At 67.8% G+C, this 22,359-nt stretch carries 22 protein-coding genes; 7 read left to right on the top strand and 15 right to left on the bottom strand.

The genetic code is table 11. The annotated features are described in order from the left end of the window. Window positions 1–260 precede the first annotated feature (260 nt). Both ACFSOX_RS15175 and ACFSOX_RS15170 read left to right on the top strand, forming a co-directional pair. A complete protein-coding gene (locus ACFSOX_RS15175; protein ID WP_378478652.1) occupies window positions 261–2,729 on the top strand; it encodes an SIR2 family protein in 2,469 nt (822 codons plus the stop codon). Window positions 2,730–2,787: 58 nt separating this feature from the next. After that, window positions 2,788–3,635 (top strand): IS5 family transposase gene (locus ACFSOX_RS15170; RefSeq protein ID WP_378478651.1). Its coding sequence is split into 2 segments (ribosomal slippage): window positions 2,788–3,160 and window positions 3,160–3,635, totalling 849 coding nucleotides; the frame shifts between segments, so codons are not numbered across the junction. 23 nt (window positions 3,636–3,658) lie between these two features. On the opposite strand, the gene ACFSOX_RS15165 is transcribed toward ACFSOX_RS15170, so the two are convergent. Together ACFSOX_RS15165 and ACFSOX_RS15160 are read right to left on the bottom strand one after the other, a co-directional pair. Next, window positions 3,659–4,831: an Mrp/NBP35 family ATP-binding protein gene (locus ACFSOX_RS15165; RefSeq protein ID WP_378478650.1), complete on the bottom strand. Its 1,173-nt coding sequence runs from the start codon at window positions 4,829–4,831 to the stop codon at window positions 3,659–3,661. Window positions 4,832–5,108: 277 nt separating this feature from the next. Next, window positions 5,109–5,426 (bottom strand): DMT family transporter, encoded by a 318-nt coding sequence (locus ACFSOX_RS15160; RefSeq protein WP_378478649.1) that lies wholly within the window; start codon window positions 5,424–5,426, stop codon window positions 5,109–5,111. 219 nt (window positions 5,427–5,645) lie between these two features. Between ACFSOX_RS15160 and ACFSOX_RS15155 the strand changes: the two genes are divergently transcribed. From ACFSOX_RS15155 to ACFSOX_RS15145, 3 genes are all read left to right on the top strand, one after another. Next, complete coding sequence (locus ACFSOX_RS15155; protein ID WP_378478648.1) at window positions 5,646–6,515, top strand: NAD(P)-dependent oxidoreductase; 870 nt, start codon at window positions 5,646–5,648, stop codon at window positions 6,513–6,515. Window positions 6,516–6,811: 296 nt separating this feature from the next. Then, window positions 6,812–8,407: a sensor histidine kinase gene (locus ACFSOX_RS15150; protein ID WP_378478647.1), complete on the top strand. Its 1,596-nt coding sequence runs from the start codon at window positions 6,812–6,814 to the stop codon at window positions 8,405–8,407. 132 nt (window positions 8,408–8,539) lie between these two features. Continuing rightward, window positions 8,540–9,232 (top strand): TIGR02281 family clan AA aspartic protease, encoded by a 693-nt coding sequence (locus ACFSOX_RS15145; protein WP_378478646.1) that lies wholly within the window; start codon window positions 8,540–8,542, stop codon window positions 9,230–9,232. A gap of 370 nt (window positions 9,233–9,602) precedes the next feature. Here the strand turns inward: ACFSOX_RS15145 and pufA are convergent, their stop codons facing one another. The 3 genes from pufA to ACFSOX_RS15130 all read right to left on the bottom strand — a co-directional run bounded on the left by pufA (window position 9,603) and on the right by ACFSOX_RS15130 (window position 11,372). Then, complete coding sequence (gene pufA / locus ACFSOX_RS15140; protein WP_378478645.1) at window positions 9,603–9,779, bottom strand: light-harvesting antenna LH1, alpha subunit; 177 nt, start codon at window positions 9,777–9,779, stop codon at window positions 9,603–9,605. Between the two features lie 24 nt (window positions 9,780–9,803). Beyond that, the gene (pufB, locus tag ACFSOX_RS15135) at window positions 9,804–9,944 is read right to left on the bottom strand and encodes a light-harvesting antenna LH1, beta subunit (protein WP_111360782.1); all 141 of its coding nucleotides are present in this window, start codon (window positions 9,942–9,944) and stop codon (window positions 9,804–9,806) included. 438 nt (window positions 9,945–10,382) lie between these two features. Further along, window positions 10,383–11,372 carry a prohibitin family protein gene (locus ACFSOX_RS15130; RefSeq protein ID WP_378478644.1) on the bottom strand — a complete coding sequence of 330 codons (990 nt, stop codon included), beginning with the start codon at window positions 11,370–11,372 and terminating at the stop codon, window positions 10,383–10,385. A gap of 284 nt (window positions 11,373–11,656) precedes the next feature. On the opposite strand from ACFSOX_RS15130, the gene ACFSOX_RS15125 reads away from it, so the two are divergent. Together ACFSOX_RS15125 and rnk are read left to right on the top strand one after the other, a co-directional pair. Continuing rightward, window positions 11,657–13,561 carry a PHA/PHB synthase family protein gene (locus ACFSOX_RS15125; protein ID WP_378478643.1) on the top strand — a complete coding sequence of 635 codons (1,905 nt, stop codon included), beginning with the start codon at window positions 11,657–11,659 and terminating at the stop codon, window positions 13,559–13,561. Window positions 13,562–14,004: 443 nt separating this feature from the next. Then, a complete protein-coding gene (rnk, locus tag ACFSOX_RS15120; protein WP_378478642.1) occupies window positions 14,005–14,421 on the top strand; it encodes a nucleoside diphosphate kinase regulator in 417 nt (138 codons plus the stop codon). 227 nt (window positions 14,422–14,648) lie between these two features. On the opposite strand, the gene ACFSOX_RS15115 is transcribed toward rnk, so the two are convergent. From ACFSOX_RS15115 to ACFSOX_RS15070, 10 genes are all read right to left on the bottom strand, one after another. Continuing rightward, complete coding sequence (locus ACFSOX_RS15115) at window positions 14,649–15,473, bottom strand: sulfite exporter TauE/SafE family protein (protein ID WP_378478641.1); 825 nt, start codon at window positions 15,471–15,473, stop codon at window positions 14,649–14,651. Between the two features lie 60 nt (window positions 15,474–15,533). Continuing rightward, window positions 15,534–16,364: a sulfite exporter TauE/SafE family protein gene (locus ACFSOX_RS15110; RefSeq protein WP_378478640.1), complete on the bottom strand. Its 831-nt coding sequence runs from the start codon at window positions 16,362–16,364 to the stop codon at window positions 15,534–15,536. A gap of 133 nt (window positions 16,365–16,497) precedes the next feature. Beyond that, the gene (gene dusA, locus ACFSOX_RS15105) at window positions 16,498–17,517 is read right to left on the bottom strand and encodes a tRNA dihydrouridine(20/20a) synthase DusA (protein WP_378478639.1); all 1,020 of its coding nucleotides are present in this window, start codon (window positions 17,515–17,517) and stop codon (window positions 16,498–16,500) included. A gap of 224 nt (window positions 17,518–17,741) precedes the next feature. After that, window positions 17,742–18,005: a hypothetical protein gene (locus ACFSOX_RS15100; protein ID WP_378478638.1), complete on the bottom strand. Its 264-nt coding sequence runs from the start codon at window positions 18,003–18,005 to the stop codon at window positions 17,742–17,744. A 138-nt stretch (window positions 18,006–18,143) separates the two neighbouring features. Then, on the bottom strand, window positions 18,144–19,937 hold the full coding sequence (locus ACFSOX_RS15095) for a complex I subunit 5 family protein (protein WP_378478637.1): 1,794 nt from the start codon (window positions 19,935–19,937) through the stop codon (window positions 18,144–18,146). After that, window positions 19,937–20,278: an NADH-quinone oxidoreductase subunit K gene (locus ACFSOX_RS15090; protein WP_378478636.1), complete on the bottom strand. Its 342-nt coding sequence runs from the start codon at window positions 20,276–20,278 to the stop codon at window positions 19,937–19,939. Before ACFSOX_RS15090 ends, ACFSOX_RS15095 begins: the two co-directional genes overlap by 1 nt. After that, window positions 20,275–21,222: a Na(+)/H(+) antiporter subunit B gene (locus tag ACFSOX_RS15085; RefSeq protein ID WP_378478635.1), complete on the bottom strand. Its 948-nt coding sequence runs from the start codon at window positions 21,220–21,222 to the stop codon at window positions 20,275–20,277. The genes ACFSOX_RS15090 and ACFSOX_RS15085 overlap by 4 nt, the downstream gene beginning before the upstream one ends. Next, window positions 21,219–21,512: a cation:proton antiporter gene (locus ACFSOX_RS15080; protein ID WP_378478634.1), complete on the bottom strand. Its 294-nt coding sequence runs from the start codon at window positions 21,510–21,512 to the stop codon at window positions 21,219–21,221. The genes ACFSOX_RS15085 and ACFSOX_RS15080 overlap by 4 nt, the downstream gene beginning before the upstream one ends. Further along, window positions 21,509–21,814 (bottom strand): MrpF/PhaF family protein, encoded by a 306-nt coding sequence (locus tag ACFSOX_RS15075; RefSeq protein ID WP_378478633.1) that lies wholly within the window; start codon window positions 21,812–21,814, stop codon window positions 21,509–21,511. The genes ACFSOX_RS15080 and ACFSOX_RS15075 overlap by 4 nt, the downstream gene beginning before the upstream one ends. Beyond that, complete coding sequence (locus ACFSOX_RS15070) at window positions 21,814–22,356, bottom strand: Na+/H+ antiporter subunit E (RefSeq protein ID WP_378478632.1); 543 nt, start codon at window positions 22,354–22,356, stop codon at window positions 21,814–21,816. The genes ACFSOX_RS15075 and ACFSOX_RS15070 overlap by 1 nt, the downstream gene beginning before the upstream one ends. Window positions 22,357–22,359: the final 3 nt, after the last annotated feature.

Below are 22,359 nucleotides of genomic sequence, written 5' to 3'. Positions count from 1 at the left end.
CGCTCAAAGCTAGGGCCACATTCACAACAAGAATATAGGTGTCGAGAGAGGTCGAAAGATTACCTAGATGCCACAAAATATCTTAGCACTGTCACGCGATTTCGCATTAACCGCAGATCGTGCAAGACCCAATTCAACCACGAGCGATCGCTGCTTTTGAGGTCAGTCATTCAGATTCGCTCGATCGAACATTGAGATCTCGCCCCAGAAGTGGTATTGTGTCTCCAATGCTTGGTTAAACGCGTCGTGCGAGAGCACCAATGAAAATCGATCCAACCTACTTGGATGAGCTCAAGCCCACGCTACTCGCGGGCCGCTACTCACTATTTCTGGGCGCCGGAGCCAGCTGTGATAGCTTTGACAGTAAATTGGCAGCACTTCCAACTGGAGACGCCCTCAGAAAGCAACTCGTTAAACTGAAGGAACTCAAAGAGAACTCTTCATTATCACGCGCGTACGCCCAACTTTCGGATGATGAAGTTCTTAAATTCATCACCGAGCGTTTCGCGAATTGCACACCCGGCCCCACAGCAAACAAGCTGCCGGGATTTTTCTGGAACAGAATCTACACCCTAAACGTCGACAACGTTATTGAGGCATCTTATAAAACAAATAAATCTAATCAGCACGCAATTCCATTTACTCACAAAAGTCTTTATCGAAATCCGGAAGACGTCAACAGCCTTCAAATTGTACATATTCATGGGTGGGCAGGAAAGCCGGATGACGGTTATGTATTTTCGCTCCCTGATTATGTTAGAAACATGGGCCCCGGAAACCCATGGATTGACGTTCTTGCGCAGACAATTGCGACGGAGCCGTTTATTATCGCGGGCACCAGTCTCGAAGAACCAGACCTAGAATATTTTCTTACCAACCGAACTCCATCGACAGTGCGACGTGATCGGGGGCCATCCTTCTTAATTGAGCCGTTTCCTGACCCTGGAACTCTTCGAGATTGCGAACGTCACGGATTAATCCTGTACCCGGGAACGCTTCTTGAGTTTTTTGCTGAACTAGATGTCGCCTTCCCAACGAGGCCCTTCCCGGCTTCAGCCGCTGTTGGATTTACTGAAAAGGCATTCAATACCAAGCCCAATAATAAGGATCTCGCGCTGTTCTCGCGAGATTTTGCTTTCATTGTCGCAAAGCAAGAACAGGAGAATGCCGATCTCGGATTCTATGTTGGTCGAGAGCCGGCGCTGTCAGACATTTCTCTAAATCGCGACGCATCACGCAGATCTACCTCCCAACTCAAAACTATTATCAAGTCGCCGTTCGAGCGCGGGCGATGGAACAAGAACTTTCTTATTGTCGATGATGTCGCAGGCGGAGGAAAGTCCACGGTTTTAGGCAGACTGGCGTTCGATTTATCGGCTGAAGGATTTAGTGTTTTTAGTTATCGCAACCTCGGAACTCCAGATATCAATCTATCAGCGCGCATCTTTAATAACCTTATTAAGCCGTTTATAGTATTTTGCGATAATTTTGCGGATCACGCACCTGCGATGACTGCGCTTTATCGAGAGATCCATAGAGACGACTTTTTAATAGTCGGATTTGAACGCTCGTACCGCATTCAATATGCGATTCAGACTCTCGCAGGGAATGAATTTGACCGCGTAACTTTACAAAAATTTGACTCGGCAGAGGCCCGCGAATTGATCGACAAGATGCATTTTTATGGACTCACAACAGATCGATACAAGCCCGAACAAGCAGAGCCTTTATCGAAGGAACTTGTCTCGGACCCGATAGCCATAGCAGTATGTCGGGTGATGAATGACTTTAGACCCGTGGAACGAATTTTAGACTCTCTTTTCGATGCGGCAGACGAAAACCGTGTTAAACGCTATCTTGCGTGCGCCCTTGCATCATATTGCTACAAGCCTGGACTTGCCTACCCCATTCTTGTAGCTGCTTTTCCAGCAGAAAATCTAAGGGACCAAATAGATAGTAAAGATATTTTACCATTGGATTTTTTTGACCGAGATCGCCGGGACTACCTCTTGCCAACGAACCCCGTTCTAGGGCAACGATTTCTTCGCCGAGTATCGGAAACTGACGAGTCATTTATGTTAGAGGTTTATTCTTCATTGGGAGCACATTTGGCTCCGTATGTTAATCGGACCGCGATTATAAAGCGCACGCCGGAGGCTCGACTCGGAAGCAGGCTATTTGATTTTGACGAAGTCGTCTCAGGACTTTTGCCATCAAAATCAGAGAATTTCTTTCTGAACATGCGCCGCTTTTGGAGCTGGAACTCAAGGTACTGGGAGCAGTTCGCCCTTCTCAAACTAGACCAGTACGCAAAATCGAATAGCAAGAACAAAGAAATCTTGCTGGACCAAGCACTATCCCACGCAAAGCATGCTGTGCAGGTCGAAAGACACCCACTTCCCTTAACAACACTAGGGAAAGTGTTTTTCGAGGAAATGAAACACAGAGAGACTCGCTTTTCTTCCGCCTTCAAAGACGGGCTAAACGCCGTGTCCGAAGCTTTCAAGCTCGAAGGGAGGATGAACCGAATCGCAATTCATCCGTTCTTCACTGGGTTTTCAGGAGCAAATCACTACCTGAAAAATGGAGGGAAGCTCGACGGCAAACAGGCCCAACAACTTCGGGATTTGGCTGAATCGGCAGAGCGATTTTTTTCCTACGATACGGGATTGATGGTTTTGCTGAGAGAAGTTCAACGTTTCCTGAGAGCCGATCCGAGAAGTTGTTGAGTCTCGGGAATCGGTTGTGATTCCGTAGTGTCTCCGTGATTCGCCATCGGAGGCATCGATGTGGAAGCCCGAACACCGCGTTGCCGCAGACCGCCGCGGTCTTCGTTATCCGAGCGATCTCACCGACGCCGAATGGGCGCTGATCGAGCCGCTGATCCCGCCGGCCCGGCGGGGTGGTCGCAGGCGGTCGGTGAATATGCGCGCGGTTCTCGACGCGATCTTCTACGTGCTGTGGACGGGCTGCCAGTGGCAGGCGCTGCCGAAGGATCTGCCGCCCAAGAGCACGGCGCATTCCTATTTCATCTTGCTGGATCGCGAGGGCGCGCTGGAGCGCATCCACCACGCTCTCTACGTGGCGGCCCGCGAGCAAGCCGGACGCGACGCCAGCCCGACGGCGGCCATCATCGACAGCCAGAGCGGCAAGGCCGCTCAAAAGGGGGCTCTGCGCTGGACCCGCAAGGCTACGACGCGGGTAAGAAGGTCAAGGGACGCAAGCGCCACATCCTGGTCGACACGCTCGGCCTGTTGTTGAACGTCGCGGTTCACCCGGCCGACGTCCAGGATCGTGACGGCGTCGCGCTGGTGCTCGATCAGCGAACGCGCCGCCAGTTCCCCTTCATCGATCGGGTCTTCGCCGATGGCGGCTATCAGGGGCCGAAAGCCGCTGCGGCCGCGGCACAGACCGGGTCGTGGAGGATCGAGGTGGTCAAGCGGCGCGACGGCGCCACCGGCTTCGAGGTCGTGCCGAAACGCTGGATCGTCGAACGAACCTTCGCCTGGATCAGCCGCTGCCGCCGGCTGACGCGCGATTTCGAGCGTCACGCCCGAACCGTCGCCGCCTTCGTCCGCCTCGCCATGATCCGCATCATGCTTCGAAGGCTGGTAAGGCCAACCCACTCCGCGTGAATCCGATCTTCTTAGATCAGCCCTCACGCCTCGATGACGATCCGCGGCGCTGCGCGCCCTCCCGCCCCCGCGAGCTGATCACGCACCTTTCCGGCGATCTCCCGATAGATCGCGGCGTGCGGGCCGTCGGGCTCGGTCGCGACCACCGGGCGGCCGGCGTCGGAGTTCTCGCGGATCGCCATGTGGAGCGGCACCTCGCCCAAAAACGGCACGCCGAGGCGGGCGGCCTCGTCGCGGGCGCCGCCGTGGCCGAAGATGTCGGAGCGCTCGCCGCATTTCGGGCAGAGGAAGTAGCTCATGTTCTCGACGACGCCGAGCACCGGCACGTTCACGCGGCCGAACATGGCGATGCCACGTCGCGCGTCGATCAGCGCGAGATCCTGCGGGGTCGAGACGATCACGGCGCCGCGCAGCGGCACCTGCTGGGCCATGGTGAGCTGGGCGTCGCCGGTGCCGGGCGGCATGTCGACGACCAGCACGTCGAGCGTGCCCCAGTCGACCTCGCGCAGCATCTGGGTCAGCGCCGACATCACCATCGGGCCGCGCCAGATCATCGGCGTCTCTTCTTCCACCAGGAAGCCGATCGACATCACCTCGAGGCCGTAGCCCTTCAGGGGGATCAGCTTGTTGCCGGGGCCCATCTGCGGCTTGCCGGAGAGCCCGAGCAGGCGCGGCACCGAGGGGCCGTAGATATCGGCGTCGAGCAGGCCGACGCGCAGGCCGATCGCCTGAAGCCCGAGCGCGAGATTGACCGAGGTGGTCGACTTTCCCACCCCGCCCTTGCCGGAGGCGACCGCGATGATCGACGCGACGCCCGGCACGGCCGGCTGCTGCGGCGCGCCGCCGCCATGGGCGTGCCCATGCCCTCCGTGCGCGTGCCCGCCGCCGGCCGGCGCCGCGGCCGGACGGGCGGCACCAGCACCCGCCCCGCGGGCTCCCGAACCACCACCGGCGCGCTCCGCCGTCAGCGCCACCAGGGCCGAGGTCACGCCGGGGATCGCCTTCACGGCCGCCTCGGCCGCGGCCCGCACCGGATCCCACGCCTTCACCGTGGCGGCATCGACCGTGATCGAGAAGAACACCTTGCCGTCGCCGACGACGATTTCGGACAGGGTGCCCGACTCGGTGAGCGCCAGGCCGCTCGGGGTCTTCACCCGTGAAAGGCTCGCGAGTACGTCGTCCCTGGTCGGCGCCATGCTGGTCTCCCCTGCCCGGCGCGAACGGCCGGGATCCTGTGGTCCGGAGAACATAGGGGCGGCCGGCCGCCGGTCAACGGCGGCCGTTTCGCGTGTTTACGTCTCGTCGAAGACTTGGATGAAAAGGCTTGGATGATTGGTCATTCCCGGGCGCTGCGGAGCACCGCCCCCGGAATCCAGCCAAGGAGCCCGGTTCGCCGCTGGATTCCGGGTTCGCGCCTTGGGCGCGCCCCGGAACGACACGCCGAGAGGCCTTCCCCGACGGGACGGCGAAAGCTCACCCCATCTTCAGCCCGACGATCCCGAGCACGATCAGCCCGGCCGAGACGAAGCGCACCATCGAGCCCGGGTCGCCGAAGAACCCCACCCCGACCAGAAAGGCGCCGACCGCCCCGATGCCGGTCCACACCGCATAGGCCGTGCCCATCGGGATGTCGCGCTGGGCGAAGAACAGCAGGATGCCGCTGGCCGTCAGGCACAGCACCGCGAAGCCGATCCACAGCCAGCGGATGCCCTGCTCGGTCCAGCCGAGCTTGAGGCCGATCGGCCAGCCGATCTCGCACACCCCCGCGAGCAGCAGATAGACCCACGCCATGCCGGCCCCGTCCTTTCCCGAGCATCGCCCCCGAACCCGGCCGCCCCCGCGCGAGGAGGCGGGTTGACGGCACGGGCGATGCCGGCACATAGCCAGCCCCGATGGCGGCCGCAAGACGGCGGGCCACACCTCCGACAGGACACCCGGCAGACCCCCCGGCAGAATCCCCGATCAGACCCCCGGCCGGCCTGCGGGCCGCGCAACCCAAAGGACAACACCATGGCGAAAGTCGCCTTTCTGGGCCTCGGCGTGATGGGCTACCCGATGGCCGGCCACCTCGTGACGAAGGGCGGCCACGACGTCACGGTCTTCAACCGCTCGGCCGACAAGGCGGCCCGCTGGGTGGCGCAGTTCGGCGGCCGCGCCGCCGCGACGCCGCGCGAGGCAGCGGCGGGCCAGGACTTCGTGATGGCCTGCGTCGGCAACGACGACGACCTGCGCCAGGTGACGCTCGGTTCGGACGGCGCCTTCCAGGCGATGGGCAAGGGCACCGTGTTCGTCGACCACACGACGGCCTCGGCCGAGGTGGCGCGCGAGCTCGCCGGGGCTGCGGCCGCCGCCGGCTTCGCGGCGATCGACGCGCCGGTCTCGGGCGGCCAGGCCGGCGCCGAGAACGGCGTCCTCACCGTGATGTGCGGCGGCGACGCCGACGTCTATGCCCGCGCCGAGCCGGTGATCGCCTCCTATGCCCGGGCGTGTACGCTGATGGGGGCCGCCGGCGCCGGGCAATTGGCGAAGATGTGCAACCAGATCTGCATCGCCGGTGTCGTCCAGGGCCTCGCCGAGGCGCTGCATTTCGCCAAGCGGGCCGGGCTCGACACCGAGAAGCTGATCTCGACCATCTCCAAGGGCGCCGCCCAGTCGTGGCAGATGGAGAACCGCTACAAGACCATGGTGGCGGGCGAGTTCGACTTCGGCTTCGCGGTCGACTGGATGCGCAAGGATCTCGACATCGTGCTCGCCGAGGCACGCCGCAACGGGGCGAAGCTGCCGGTCACGGCGCTGGTCGACCAGTTCTACGCCGACGTCCAGGAGATGGGCGGCCGGCGCTGGGACACGTCGAGCCTGATCGCCCGGCTCGAGCGCTGACAGCCTCCACCCCGAGGCCTCTCGATTTGGAACGGGCGTCGCCGCGGCGGCGCCCGTTCGCGTTCGCGTGACCGGTGGACCGTAGCGTTCACGACGTCGAACGAAAGCGCCGCGGGGCGCGACCAATCGTTAACCATGTGCCGCGGAGAGCGGCAAAAATTTCCGTCCCGTCCCGGCTTTTTCGCGGCAAGTCCCGGACTCGTCCGCGTTTTCGCCATCGGGCCTAACGCCGCCCTAAGCCTGAATTTAAGGATTTTGCCCGACTGTCGGGGCGAAAGCCGAGCACAGCAGTCCGCATGTCCCTCGAACGCGCCGATCCGCCTGCCCCGTCTACGGCCGACCGGACCGAGGCCGCGCGCCGCCGCATGGCGGCGCAGCGCGTGCGCGAGGCGCGCGACCGGCTGACCTCGACGACCGGGACGCGCCCCGCCTTCGACACCGAGCTGCTGCGCCAGTTCGCCCAGAACCGGCTGTCGGGCTCGCTCGTCATCGTGATGCTGATCGTCTCGATCGGCTTCCTGGCCGGCGTGTGGGGCAATCCGCTGGCGGCCGGCGCCTGGACCGCCGCCATGCTGGTGATCCATGTCGTCATCGTCCTGAAATGCCGGGCGTTCCTGGCCGAGCCCGCGAATCCCGCGAACAGCCGGGCGTGGCGGCTGCGGTTCATCCTGCTCGACCTGTTCTTCGGGCTCGCCTGGATGTTCCAGCTCACCCATCCGGTCGGCACGCACGAGAGCGCCGCGACCTTCAACCTGTTCGTCATGCTGCTGGTGGTCGCCATCGCCAGCATGCTGGCGTCGAGCCTGCCGGTCGCCGTGCTGGCCACCACGACGCCGGTCACGGCCGCGGTGGCGCTCAACTTCGTGCTCGCCGGCACCGTGCAGGGCTGGATCCTCGCCGCCATGGCGGTGACGGCGCAGATCTATTTCGCGCTCCTGTCGTTCCGCATCTACTCGTCGAACCTCGCGACCCTCGAGGCGCGGGCCGAGAAGGACGCGCTGATCGGCGAGCTCGAGCAGGCCAAGGCGAAGTCCGACGAGGCGCGGCGCCGCGCCGAGGGGGCCAACATCGCCAAGTCGCGCTTTCTCGCCCAGATGAGCCACGAGCTGCGCACGCCGCTCAACGCGATCCTCGGCTTCTCCGAGGTGATGAAGAACGAGATCTTCGGCCCCCACACGGTCGCCGTCTACAAGGACTACTCGAACGACATCCACAATTCGGGCGTCCACCTGCTCGGCCTGATCAACGAGATCCTCGACCTCTCCCGCATCGAAGCGGGCCGCTACGAGCTCAACGAGGAGCTGGTCGGCCTGATGCAGACGGTCGAGGAGTGCCACCACCTCCTCAAGATGCGCGCCAAGAGCCGCGGCATCACCATCCACGAAAGCTTCGAGCCCGACATGCCGAAGCTGTGGGCGGACGAGCGGGCGGTGCGGCAGGTCTGCCTCAACCTTCTCTCCAACGCCATCAAGTTCACGCCGCAGGGCGGCGAGGTCTGGCTGAAGGTCGGCTGGACGCACGCCGGCGGGCAGTATCTCAGCGTCCGCGACAACGGCTCCGGCATCTCCGAGGAGGAGATCCCGATCGTGCTCGACTCGTTCGGCCAGGGCTCGAACGCCATCAAGTCGGCCGAGCAAGGGGCCGGTCTGGGGCTGCCGATCGTCAAAAGCATCATCGACCTGCACGGCGGCACCTTCACGCTACGCTCCAAGCTGCGCGAGGGGACCGAGGTGGTGGTGACGTTCCCGCCCGAACGGGTGATGACGGCCCTGGAGCCGATCCCCGAGCAGGGCCCGGTCGTCCCCTCCGACACGCCGCCGCCGATGCCGACCGGCCCGGAGGGGCCGGTGTCGCTGCGCCAGCGCTTGCGCAAGTTCAAGCTGGAGAGCTGAACGCAGGCCGACGTCGGACTTCGACGACATGCCGCACCCGGACCGGGAGCGGCCGCGGTTGTTTTCCCGGCGGCCCGGACTAAGGTCCGGAGGCCCGTCCGGGGCGAATCGAGGTGTCTGGACGTGTTGACGATGCGCCGTTCCGCCGTGTGGCTCCTGCTTCTGGCCGCGATCGCCGGGCTCGCGCTCCTCCTGGCGCAGCGCCCGGGCACCGCCGGCCTGTCCGACGGCGACGTCGCATCCCTGATCGTCAAGCTCGGCTTCCTGGCGATGGTGAGCGGCGCCGTGCTGACGCTGTTCCGCGACCGCTTCGCGCAGGCCGTGCAATGGGCGCTGATCTGGGCCGTGATCGCGCTCCTCCTCGTCGCCGGCTACACCTACCGCCACGATCTGCGCGACGTCGGCGAGCGGATCATGGCCGAGCTGGTGCCGGGACGCGCCGCGACCCGCGGCAACGTCGTCGAGGTCGCCCGCGGCCAGGCCGGCGACTTCAAGATCGCGACCAAGGTCAACGGCGCCAGCGTGCCGATGGTGCTCGACTCGGGCGCCAGCGCCGTGGTGCTGACCCACGAGGCCGCCAAGGCGGCCGGCCTGCCGCTCGACTTCGTCAAGTACAACGTCAATGTCGACACCGCGAACGGCCGTGCCCAGGCGGCCGCCGTGACGCTCGACCGCATCACGGTCGGCGGCATCGTCGAGCGCTCGGTGCCGGCCCTGATCGCCCCGCCCGGCCAGCTCAAGGTCAGCCTGCTCGGCATGAGCTTCCTCGACCGGCTGGAGAGCTGGGAGGTCCGCGGCGGCAAGCTGATGATGCGGGCGCACTGAGGCGCCGACGGACCGACGCTGCTCGACGCTGCGCCCGTTTCGCCGGCAGCGTCGTGCGCGGGCGCGACCCGCGCATCCATCACCTTTCGAAACAATTCGAACGCATCGAATTGGATCGCCGGGACGAGCCCGGCGATGACGTCGGAGAGAGAGGCCGGCGTGACCGGACCTGAAAAAGCGACGGGACCGCGCGCGGCCGGCCGAAGCCGTTTCGCGAGCGGTCCCGTTTGGCGATCGAATGGTGCCGACCAGCGGCACCGATCGAAATGCGCGATCCCGGCTCCGTGATCCGACGCGCGCGTCGAGACCCGGGGGGATCCGGCAGCGACCCGGCGCGCCCGGCATCGGCGCCGAGGTCGCCGCCGTCGCGTCACTTCTTGGCGGCGTAGATCTTGTCCGCGATCGACATGTGGCTGTAGCGCGGATGCGTCAGCACGAGCGCGTGGATCGCGATGGCGACCACGAGAGCCGCGATCCAGATCACGGGCAGCCAGGTCGACGGATTGAGGACCAGCCAGATCTTGTAGTCGTCTTGCGGGTTCGACATCGTTCTATCCCCCTGAAATCGCGCTCAGTACCAAGGCTTCCAGACCCACACCAGGATGTGGGCGAGGACGCAGATCGCCATGAAGGCCTGGAACGTGGTGGTGAACTGGGCGTGGAATTCCTTCGCCTCGGCCTCGGTCAGGCCGGAGAGGCTCTTGTCAGCCATCGAGATACCTCCGTTGGACTGCCGTGAGACACGGCAGGACGTTCGCTACACCTCGATCGGGACGACGCCGCCACGATCGTCTCGTCGCTCCGAGCCGTCACGTCGCTGCATACGTGGGTCGTCTCGAAGCGTCGGTCTCTGGGACTTGTCTGATCTTGCGGCCCGGTCGGAAAAGCTCGGGGCGATCCGTGAAAATCAATCGAGGGCACCGACAAAACAGCAAGAGCAGTATCGATGTGATCATCTATGCGGTATTTCGACGCGCTGACGATTGACACCATTACTTACTCTTCCGCGGCTACGCGCTCGTACTCCCGTGAGAGAGGATCGACGGCTCAGGCCGGCCTGCAGCCCAAGGCGACGCGCGGGCCGACGGACGCGCGGTGATCCGAGGTCACCGGGCCCGCGCCCCCGGCGGGCGCGCCACGCCCCGCGGCCTCACTGGGCCGGGCGCGGTCCGCCCGACGCTCCGGCGGGCGCCGGCGCAGGCGTTGCGGCGCGCGCTCCGGCCGCCGGCTTCGTGGCGGGCTCGGTGTCGCCGAGCGGCACCGGCACGAAGGGCAGCGCCGAGCCGGGCAGCATGGTGTGCGGCAGCACGCCGTTCCAGCGCTCCACCGCGATCAGGTTGGCGTAGGCCGGGTTGTCGATGAAGGAGCGCGCCTTGGCCGCGATGGCGCGCGCCTCGGCCTCGCCGCGCAGCCGGATCGAATCCGCCTCGGCCTGGGCGCGTTCGCGGATCTGCTGGGCCTGTGCCTGAGCCTGGACGATGCGCTTCTCCGATTCGACCCGCTCGCGCTCGAGCTCGTAGCGCGACTTGCGCACCTCGGCCTCGGCCTGCGCGGCCGCCTCGATCGCCTTGGTGTAATTGGCCGAGAAGTCGATGTTCTCGAACTGGACGCTGTCCACCACGATGCCGTCCGGCACCGAGGCCTTGATGGCGTCCTCGATCTGCTGGCCGAGCTTCACGCGATCCGACACCACGGTCTGCGCCTGGTACTGGCCGAACACCTTCTTGAGCCGGTCCGGCACGACCGGATCGATCACCCGCTCCGGATAGTTGATGCCGTAGCGCGAGTAGACCTCGTCGATCTTGTCGAACGGGACGTGATAGTTCACCGACAGCCGGATCGACGCCTCCTGGACGTCACGCGAGTAGGACACGACCTTGTCGTAGACGCGCTTCTCGATCCGCGTCGACATGTGCTGGACCCGGTCCATCACCGGAATCTTGGTGTTGAGGCCCGGCGAGGCGACGTTGACGACCTTGCCGAAGCGCAGCACCACGCCGGCCTCGCCCTGCTCCACCGTGAAGAACGGCGACGCCGAGAAGGCGACCGCCAGCAGCAGCACCGCGAGCCCGGCGACCGTCCAGGCGACGATCCTGCCGACGCTGAACCGTTTCGATTGCCCGGAATCCATCTGCGCCATCGTCGCCTCCTGGAGCCGCGCCGGCGCACGCCGCCGGCCTTCCGCAGCGAGCAAGCCTCGTGGTCGTGCCCGCGACCGTGACGGGCCTCACACTTAGCCCGCGCACGTGAATCCCGGATTTCCCGGCGCGAGGGCCGCCCGCGCATCCACAAGCCACGGCTGTGACGGGAAATCTTGCCCCACATCAATGCTGCGGCGCGGCAACGGCGCTCAATCATGCCACCTGCCACCGTCCCCCGGCGCGCGGCCGGCGCTGCGCCCGGGCCTCTCGAAAGGGCGGCTCCATGTCCCAGACGTCGATCCAAGCGTCGACCCAGCCTTCGCAGATCGTGGCGTTCGGCCCCGCCGCATCACCCGCGGCCGTTTCTGCATCCGCCACCCCGGCGGCCACCGTCCCGGCAGCCGAAGCCGCGCCGGCCCGCCGGCCGCCGCCGCCGGCCGCCGCCGCGATCGACGACGACGGCAGCTTCGAGGCGTTCCGGGCGCTCGACCGCACCCGCCTCGCCCTGATGGCGCAGGCGACCGGCGGAATGTCGCCGGCCGCGATGGCGCTCGCCTTCCTGGACTGGGGCATGCATCTCGCCGCCTCGCCCGGCCGCATTATGGAGCTCGCCTGGACGGCGAGCCGGCGCGCCGCCCGCTGGTCGGCGCAGTCGGCGGCCGCCGCGATCGGCCGCGACCCGCCGCCCCGCATCGCAGCGCCGGCCGACGACACGCGCTTCGCGAGCGAGGCCTGGGCGGAGGCGCCGTTCAGCCTCTACGCCCAGTGGTTCCTGATGCAGCAGCAACTCTGGCACGACCTCACCCACAAGGTGCCGGGGGTCGCGCCGCATCACCAGGACGTCGTCGCCTTCACGGTGCGCCAGTGGCTCGACATGATGTCGCCCGCCAACATCCCGTTCCTCAATCCGGACGTCATCGAGAAGACGCGCGCGAGCTCCGGCACCAATCTGATTCACGGATTCCAGAACTGGGCCGAGGACGCGAGCCGCGCCGTCACGGGACGGCCGCCGGTCGGCACCGAGGCGTTCGTGGTCGGCCGCGACGTCGCCGTGACGCCGGGCCAGGTGGTGTTCCGCAACGCGCTGATCGAGCTGATCCAGTACGCGCCGACGACCGAGACGGTGGCGGCCGAGCCGATCCTGATCGTGCCGGCCTGGATCATGAAGTACTACATCCTCGACCTGTCGCCGCGGAACTCGCTGATCCGCTGGCTGGTCGAGCGCGGCCACACGGTGTTCTGCATCTCCTGGCGCAATCCCGGCGCCGAGGACCGCGACCTCGCCTTCGACGACTATCGCAGGCTCGGCGTGATGGCGGCGCTCGACGCGGTCGCCACGATCGTGCCGAACCGGACGATCCACGCCGCGGGCTACTGCCTCGGCGGCACGCTCGCAGCGATCGCGGCGGCCGCGATGGCGCGCGCCGGCGACGCCCGGCTCGCCTCGCTGACGCTGCTCGCCGCCCAGATGGACTTCTCCGAGCCCGGCGAGCTCGCCCTGTTCATCGACCACAGCCAGCTCAACGTGCTCGAGAGCATGATGTGGAACCGCGGCTATCTGTCGGCCGACCAGATGGCCGGCGCGTTCCAGATGCTGCGCACCAACGACCTCGTCTGGTCGCGTCTCGTCCACGACTATCTGATGGGCGAGCGCAGTCGTATGAACGACCTGATGGCATGGAACGCCGACTCGACCCGCATGCCCTACCGGATGCACGCGGAGTATCTGAAGCGGCTCTATCTCGACAACGAGCTCGCCGCCGGCCGCTTCATGGTGGAGGGCCATCCGGCCGCGATCCAGAACATCCGCGCACCGATCTTCGCGGTGGCGACCGAACGTGATCACGTCGCGCCGTGGCATTCGGTCTACAAGATCCACTATCTGTCCGACACCGACGTCACCTTCGTGCTGACCTCGGGCGGCCACAATGCCGGCATCGTCGCCGAACCCGACCGGCCGCACCGCAGATACCGGCTCGCCCTCAAGCGCGCCGCCGACTGCTGCATCAGCCCGGACGAATGGATGGCGGCGACGGCGACGCGCTCCGGCTCGTGGTGGCTCGCCTGGGCCAACTGGCTCGCGGCGCAGTCCTCGGGCGAGCGCGTCCAACCGCCCGCGATGGGCGCACCCGCGAAGGGCTACGTGCCGCTCGTCGAGGCCCCCGGCACCTACGTGCATCAACGCTGAGGCGGACCCGAGCGTCGGCGACCGGACCGATGTCGGCATCGGGGGGACACGGTGTCGCGGAACCGGCGCTCGGGCCATGGGTTGACAGGACGGGCCGAGACACTAGCTTCGACCCATGACCTCGACCCACCATCGGCACGCCCTGCTCACGGACGCCAGGCTCGCGGACACGATGTGTCCGCGCATCCGCGCCCGACAGGATCGCGCGGGACGCCTCAGAGCAGGCACCTGACCCGGACGGCCATGCGGCGCCCGTCCGGGCCCGCTGTCGTTCGGCGTTCGCCCGAGGTTCGGCGGCCGACGACCTGAACTCCGACCGCATTTCATAGCCACGACACTGGACTGTCCGACTGGCGACCCGCGTGAGCCGACAGCATCGCGCCATGGCGCGATGCGTCGGCGTTCCGGCGGGACCGATCGAAGCATCACGAAAGACGAGCCCCATGAGCACACAGACGAGCACCTGGCCCCTCCCGCCGATCGCGCTGCGGCCCGACGACCGCGCCAAGCTCGAGCAGATCGCCCAGGCGAACTTTTCGCGCAATCCCGAGATCGCCGACTACTTGGCGCGCGAGATCGAGCGCGCCCGCGTGCTGCCGCCCGACGAGGCCGGCCGCGACATCGTCACGATGGGATCCTGGGTGACGTTCCGGGACGAGACCTCGGGCCGCACGCGCCGCGTCATGCTGGTCTATCCGGAGCACGCCGACGTCTCGGCCGGCCGCATCTCGGTGCTGACACCGATCGGCGCCGCGCTGGTCGGCCTCTCCAAGGGCCAGTCGATCGCGTGGACGACGCCGTCCGGCGAGGAGCGCTCGCTGACCATCCTGGAGGTCGAGGCGGACGAGGCGGCGGCCTAGCAGGATGTCGAAATTCCGACCTCCGTCGTTCCGGGGCCGGCCGAAGGCCGGAGCCCGGAACCCATAACCCCGGTCCTTCGTGAACCACTTGCACCGGGGGTATGGATCCCGGGTTCGCGAACCTGCGGTTCGCGCCCCGGGATGAGGGAACGTGCAACGCCGTATTTGGGGGATGGATGCGTGGGTCGCGCCCACGCATGACGGCGCCGAGGCGGCGGCGGCCGGTCTCAGACGCTGAACAATATCCGGATCGCCGTGCCGAGCAGAAAGAGGCCGAAGGCGACCTCGAGCGTCCGCCGCGACAGGCGATGGGCGATCACGGCGCCGAACTTCGCGGTCCAGGTGGAGATCGGCGCGATCACGGCGAAGCCGACCAACGACACGTAGCCGATCGAGAACGGCGGCATCTCGCGCATGTGCGGAAGCCCGGCCAGCATGTAGCCGAACGTGCCCGTGACGGCGATCGGCACGCCGAGCCCGGCCGAGGTCGCGACCGCGGCATGGATCGGCGTGCCGTAGAAGGTCAGCATCATGGTCGCCAGGGCGCCGCCGCCGACCCCCATCAGCGACGACAGGAGACCGATGACGAAAGCGGCGGCGCGCATCGGCCACGGCCCCGGCAGGGTCGGCGCGATGACGAGGCGGTTGCCGAGGATCAGCATCTTCAAGGCCGTGAGGCCGGCCGTGCAGCCGAACACGATCTTGAACAGCGCCGAGGGCGCGACGACGGCGAGCGCCGCGCCGAGCGCGACGCCGATCACCACCGGCGCGGTCCACAGCCGCACCACCTCGGGCATGGCGGCGCCCGCGACGCGGTGGCTGCGATAGGAACGCCACGCCGTCGGCGCGATGATGGCGAGCGAGGTGCCGACGCAGAGCTGGAAGCGCACCGCGTCGGGCACGCCGACGAGGCGGAAGATCTCGAACAGCACCGGCACCAGCACGGCACCGCCGCCGACGCCGAACAACCCGGCGATGATCCCGGTGACGACGCCGCCGATCGTGACGGCGAGGACGAGAACGACCAGCTCGCCGACCGGCACGCTCGGCATCACGGGGCGCTCCCGGGAACCGCAGGCGCGAGCCGGGAGCGGCGCGACGCGGCACTCACCTCAGGTCACCGCGCTGTAGAGGATGCGGGCCGCGGTGAGGATCAGGAACACGCCGAAGGCGACCTCGAGATGCCGGCGCGAGGTGCGGTGGGCGATCAGCGCACCGAACTTCGCCGTGTAGGTCGAGATCGGCGCCATCAGCACGAAGCCGATGACCGAGACGAAGCCGACCGACAGCGGCGGCAGGTCGCCCATGTGCGGGATGCCGGCCAGCATGTAGCCGATCGTGCCGGTGACGGCGATCGGCACGCCCAAGCCCGCCGAGGTGGCGACCGCGTTGTGGATCGGCCGCTTGTAGAGGGTGAGCAACATGGTCGCCATGGCGCCGCCGCCGACCCCCATCATGGCCGAGAGCAGCCCGATGACGGCGCCGTAGACTCGCATCGTGACCGGGCCCGGCAGCGCGTCGGCGATGAACACGCGGTCGCCGAGGAACAGCATCTTGATCGCGATGGTGGTCTGGATGACGGCGAAGACGGTCTTGAACAGGTCGCCCGGCGCGACGACCGCGAGGGCGGAGCCGACGACGACGCCGGCGACCACCGGCACGGTCCACAACTTGACCACGTCCTGCAGGGCCAGGCCCTTGGACTTGTGGGTCTTGTAGGAGCGGAACGCGGTCGGCACGATGATGGCGAGCGAGGTGCCGATGCAGAGCTGCATGCGGACCTCGTCGTCGACACCGATCAGCCGGAAAATCTCGAACAGCACCGGCACCAGCACGGCGCCGCCGCCGATACCGAACGCCCCGGCGAGAATCCCCGTCACCACGCCACCGCCCGCGATGGCCAAGGCGAGCACGGCGAGCTCGCCGACCGGCACGTTCCACATGCTGTAAATCTCCGTTCAGCGGCCGTGTGTCGCAGAGTTTTCATCGTCCGCCAAGCCGCCGGATGCGCGACTGGGCCGCCGTGGACGCATGCGTGGTTGAGGAGGCGCCGAGCCGGCGCGGCCGAACTTCGGTTCAGGCGGCCGCGTCGTCGGCTTCGCTGGTCGAGGCCGACACGCGATCCGACCGCTGCACCAAGGCCAGTGCAGCGCGCAGCACGTCGATGCCGGCGCTCGGCTTCACGGCTTCGGTCGCCAGATGCCGGCGATAGGCGCGCGCGCCCGGGATGCCCTGGAACAGGCCGAGCATATGCCGCGCGGTGGCGTAGAGTCGCTCGCCGGTCGCGAGCTCGCGCTCGATCCAAGGAATGAACTGCTCGACCGCTTCATGGAGACTCGCGGCCGGAGCCGCAGTGCCGAACAGAAGGGGATCGACGGCGAGCAGCCGCCAAGGCTCCTGGTAGGCGGCGCGGCCCAGCATCACGCCGTCGACGTGCCTGAGGTGCTCGGCCGCCGCCGGGATCGTGCCGATGCCGCCGTTGATGACGATCGGCACCTGCGGCAGCCGCGCCTTCAGCCGGTAGACGCGCTCGTAGTCGAGCGGCGGCACGTCGCGGTTCTCCCGCGGCGACAGGCCCTGCAGCCAGGCCTTGCGGGCGTGCACGATCAGGGCGTCGGCGCCGGCCGCCACCACGGCGTCGGCCAGCGTGTCGAGCGCGGCTTCCGGATCCTGGTCGTCGATGCCGATGCGGCACTTGACCGTGACCGGCACGGCGACGGCCGCCTTCATGGCGGCGACGCAGTCGCCGACGAGCCGCGGCTCCGCCATCAGGCAGGCGCCGAACCGCCCCTCCTGCACCCGGTCGGACGGGCAGCCGACATTGAGGTTCACCTCGTCGTAGCCCATGTCGGCGCAAATGCGCGCCGCCGCGGCGAGCGCCGCCGGCTCGCTGCCGCCGAGCTGCACGGCGACCGGATGCTCGCTCGGGTCGAACCGCAGGAGACGCGCCCGGTCCCCGCGCAGCACCGCGCCCGTGGTCACCATCTCGGTGTAGAGCCGCGCTTTTCGCGTCAGCGCCCGGTGAAAAGCGCGGCACGGACGGTCCGTCCAGTCCATCATCGGGGCGACACAGAAGCGATATAATTGATTTTTCATCGTTATTCGTTCGGATTGATGCATGTGGCGCGACCCGTGTGCATCTGACCCTACGCCCCGATGCGACCGCCCGGGTGCGACCGCCACGATGCGACCACCCGGATGCGACGCGTCTTCCGGTTTCTCGACGCCTCGGCACACCCGTACCCGACACGCCGCGGCGACCGTCACGACCCTGAAGTCCGGCTCCCGGCGAACCCAAGTCCGATGGAAGGGGACGTCTGTCAACGAGACATTTCTCCGCCGTCGAGACGCCGAGGAATGGGCCGATCATGAGATGCGAGCCGCCGAGGTGGTCGGCGCTGCCCGTCGATGCGGCGGATCATCTCGATCACGACATCGAGTTGCTCGGCCTTGTCCATCAGCCTGGCCCGGTCACCATCGCTGTCGGTGCAGAGATGCGCGATCCCCGGCCATCTCGCACGGATCACCGCCGGGATCATGAGGGCGCCGACGCTGTCGGAGATGCCGGCCGGCGTGAGGTTCACCCACAGAAGCCGACCGTCGGTGTCGACGGCGACGCGGCGCCGGCGGTCGAGGGCGGGAGAGGTTCTCGCGGTCGGACAGCGCGTCGCCTTGCTCCGACCAGACCTTGCGTCCGTCGCGCGCGTCCCCGCGACCGGAGCTCACGGTCGTGCCGACAAGGCGATGCCGAGCACGATCGCCAGCGCCAGCAGTGACAGTCCCGCCACCGGCCACCGCCGAAGCGAGCCGTCGATCCGGCAGGCGCCGGTCCCGAGCGCGCCGCCGGCGTGGCGCAACGGGGCGAGCACGGCCGCGGCCGACGTCGGCGCGCGGGACGGCGTCCAGCGCCCGATCAGGACGGCCAGCCCGGCACCGGCCGCCAGCGGCCACGCCGACGCCGCGATCGTGTCTGCGAGCGACGCCGTCAGGCGGCTGCCTGGCGCAACCGGAAGCCACGGGCTCCAGTCGATCAGCCCGAGCGACAGCGAGGACGCGGCGAGCGCCAGTGCCGCGGCCTGTTGCGACCATGCGACGCCGCGCGGTGCCATGCGATCCGCCTGTGCGGCGTCGGTCGGCGTCGCGGTCGCCGGGCGGAAGACACGGGCGAGCACCAGCACCAAATAGGCGGCCGTGAAGGCTCCGCCGGCCTGGATCACCACGGCCCACCACCACTGCCCGGTATCGGCGGCGGCGCGCAGCAAGAGCTCCTTGGCCAGATACGCCCCGCCCGGCGGCAGCCCCACCAGCGCGACGCCGCCGAGCGCGAAGGCGGCGACGGCGCCCGGCACGCGGCGGCCGGCCCCGGCGAGATCGGCGATCCGGTCGTGACCGAGCGCCGCGTAGATCGCGCCCGCGGCCATGAACATCGCGGCCTTGGCGGCGGCGTGCGACATCGCCTGCAGCATCCCGCCGGCCAGCGCGCCACCCCTCTGCATCGCCGCCGCGTCGACGTCGAAGGCGAGCGTGAACATCAGGAACAGGTAGCCGATCTGGGCCAGTGTCGAGTAGGCGATCAGCAGCTTCAGCCGCTCCTGGCGCAGCGCGACCAGGCTGCCGAGCAGCACCGCGGCGGCGCCGAGCGCCGAGACGAGCTGCGTCGCCGCGACGGTCGCCAAGCTCGGCATCACGTCGAACCAAAGCCGCACGACGATGAAGAACGAGCCCTTGACGACCAGCGCCGACAAGAGCGCGCTGCCGGCCGGCGGCGCCCCGGCATGGGCCGGCGGCAGCCACAGATGCAGCGGCACCAGCGCGGTCTTGGCCAGCAGCCCGACCGTCATCAGCGCGGCGGCGACCAGCCCCGCCGGCGTCGCCGTCACGCGCTGCGCCAGGAGGACGACGTCGAGCGTGCCATAGGCGCCGTAGAGCAGCGTGACGCCGCCGAGATACAGCACCGAGCCGACGAGGGCGAACAGCAGATAACGCAGCGCCGCCTGCACGGTCTCCGGTGTTCCCTCGAGGCAGACCAGCGGCACCGCCGCGAAGGTGAGGATCTCCAGCGCCACGTAGAGCGTGAACAGGTCGCCGGCGAGGAAGACCGTGTTCAGGCCGGCCCATACGCCGAGCAGCAGGATCCAGAAGGCGTAGGGCGCGCGCTGCTCGGGCACGCCCCCGGCGATCCGGACGTCCGACCACGCATAGACGCCGATCGCCGTGACGACCCCGGCCGCCAGCACCAGCATGACGGCGGACAGGCCGTCGGCCCGCAACGCGACCCCGAGCGGCGGGGCCCAGCCACCGAGCCGGTAGACGAGACCTCCGTCGCTCGCCACGCCCGTCGCGATCGCGATCGTCACCACGAGACCGAGCGGCAGCGCGGCGAGCCCGATCCAGGCCGGGCGTCGGCCGCCGGCGACGACGCCGAGGAGTGCCGCGGCGACCGGAATCACGATCGCCGTCACCAGCAGGGCGCCGCCCCAGGTCGCCGGCTCCAGGACGGGGACCGGGCTCGCCATCACGCGTCCGGCGGCGCGTGACGGCCGGCGTCTGCGGCACCGTCGCGCAGCGAGGCCGTCCCGGCCAGGTCGACGAGGCGCCGCAGCAGCGCAGTGGCGAGCGCCGTCGCCGAGAAGGCGACGACGATGCCGGTGATGACCAGAGCCTGCGGCACCGGATCCCCCGCGAATCCGGCCGCCGCGCCGCGCCGGGCGACGACGCCGAAGATCAGGAACACGCCGCTGCCGAGCAGATTGAAGGCGAGGATCTTTCGCAGCGGGCGCGGATCGACGATCGCACCGTAGAGGCCGAGCCCGACGAGCGCGGCGGCGGCGAGGGCGAACACGGTCGTCTCGCTCACGGCGCGGTGCTCCTCTCGGGCGGCCCCGCCACCAGGAGCGCGAGCGTCGCCGCGACGGTCAGGATCATGGCGAACTCGATCACCAGGATCACCGGCTTGGCGAAGGCCGGAGGATAGGACAGGAAGGCGCCGCCCGACACGAGACCGCCGAGCCCGACCGCAAGAAACACGGCCGGGCCGGCGACCAGCATCAGCCGCAAGCGCCGCCGGCCCGTCGCGGGCAAGTCGGCGAGACCCGCCATCAGGATCAGCAGCCACATCGCGGCCAGGATCGTCGCGCCCTGGAACGCGCCGCCCGGCCGATCGGCGCTGATCCACAGGACGGCGACTCCGAGCACCACGCCGACCGGCGGCAGCAGCCGGGCCAGCAGCACCAGCGCGCCGTCGGGATCCGCCATGTCAGAGGAGCGCGGACGACCGCCCCAGGCGCGATCGTCCGCCAGCGACCAGACGCCGACGAGCGCCAGCACCAGCACGACCTTCTCCAGCATCGTGTCCATCGCCCGGAACGCCATCAGCACGTTGGTGATCGGATTGCCCAGGCCGGTGGCGCCGGCATTGGCGGCCGCCGCCGGCGCGAGCGACGGCGCCGGCTCGGGCAGCGCCAGCAGCACGGCCGCGACCATCCCGGCGACGGTCGTCGACAGCAGCGCCGCGAGCACCCGTCCGCCGGTGCCGAGCCGTTCGGCCGCGGCGGCCCCCGCGGTCCCGCGCAGCCGGGCGGCGGCGGCGATCAGCAGCGCGCCGGTGAGGCCGCTGCCGATGGCCGCCTCGGTCAGGGCGACATCGGGGGCGCCGAGACGGACCCAGACCAGTGCCAGCAGCAGGCCGTAGGCGACGAAGCCGACCGCCGCCGACATCGTGTCGCGGGCGACGATCGTCCACACGCCGACGACCAGCACGATGCCGGCGACGAACAGGTCGAGGGCCGGGACGATGGTCATGACGACGACCCCTCGCGCCGCGCCGCCCCGGCGACGAGCTGGGACACCGTGGCGCCGGCCAGCAGCACCATGAGCCAGACGCAGACGAGCTTGACCGCGTCGGCGACGCTGCCCACCTGCGGCAGCAGGCCGAGCACCACCAGGCCGAGACCGAGGTTGTCGGCCTTGGTCAGGGCGTGCAGCCGCGTCAGCGTGTCGGGAAAGCGGATGAGCCCGACCGTCCCGGCGAGGAAGAACACCACCCCGGACGACACGGCGGCGATCGTGATCAGGTCAAGCACGGCGCTCATCGCGACTCCGTTTTCCGTTGCGTGTCGGGAGCCGGCCCGCGCTGCGCGCGCGCCGCGAAGGCGGCGCCAGCGAAAGCGGCACCAGCGAACGCGGCGAGCAGCGCCAGCACCAGCGCCACGTCGATCGCCGCCGCGGTCGCGCCGATCACGCCGACGATCAGCAGCGCGGCGATGCCGCACGTGCCGACGAGCTGTGCCGCCATCATGCGGTCGGCATCCCCGGGACCGCGCAGCACCCGCACCAGGCCGACGGCCAGCGACATCAGGATCAAGCCGACGGCGGCGGTCAGGAACTCGTTCATCACGGACCACCCACATCACGGACCACCCGGGCGAGTGTCGCCTCCGCGGCGGCGAGCTGGTCGACGACCGGGATGTCGATGTCGAGAGCATGATAGACGATGCCGCGCTCGTCGCCTCTCGCAGCGTCACCGCCCGCCGGTGCGCGGCCGGTCGGCAGCGTTCCGGGCTGCAGGCTGGTCCAGGCCGTGAAGACGCTGCGGAACAGCCCGGACGGACTCCGCGCCGGATAGGTCACGAAGCCCGGCCGCAGCGGCAGCCGCGGATCGAAGGCACGGCGCGCGACGTCGAGACCGGCGACCACCGACTGATACAGGAAGTGGATCACGAGACGGACCAGCGCCGCCTGGTCGTATCGCCGAGACGTCGGCGGCAGAAGATCGAGGCTCAACCGGGTCGCCAGCGCGGCGACGCCGACACCGACCAGCAGATCGGCCGGGGCCGTGCCGGTCATGATCACCCACAGCCCGAACAGCGGCACGGCGCGGACCAGCGCCGGCCGGACCGACGCATGGTCCGAATGCGAGGGCTGCCGCTGCGTCATGCT

Origin of the sequence: Rhodoplanes azumiensis, assembly GCF_042682915.1 — a bacterium.
Taxonomy (GTDB): Bacteria; Pseudomonadota; Alphaproteobacteria; order Rhizobiales; family Xanthobacteraceae; genus Rhodoplanes; species Rhodoplanes azumiensis.
Note: the sequence above shows the minus strand (reverse complement) of the source record. Positions and strands in the feature narration are given on the sequence as shown.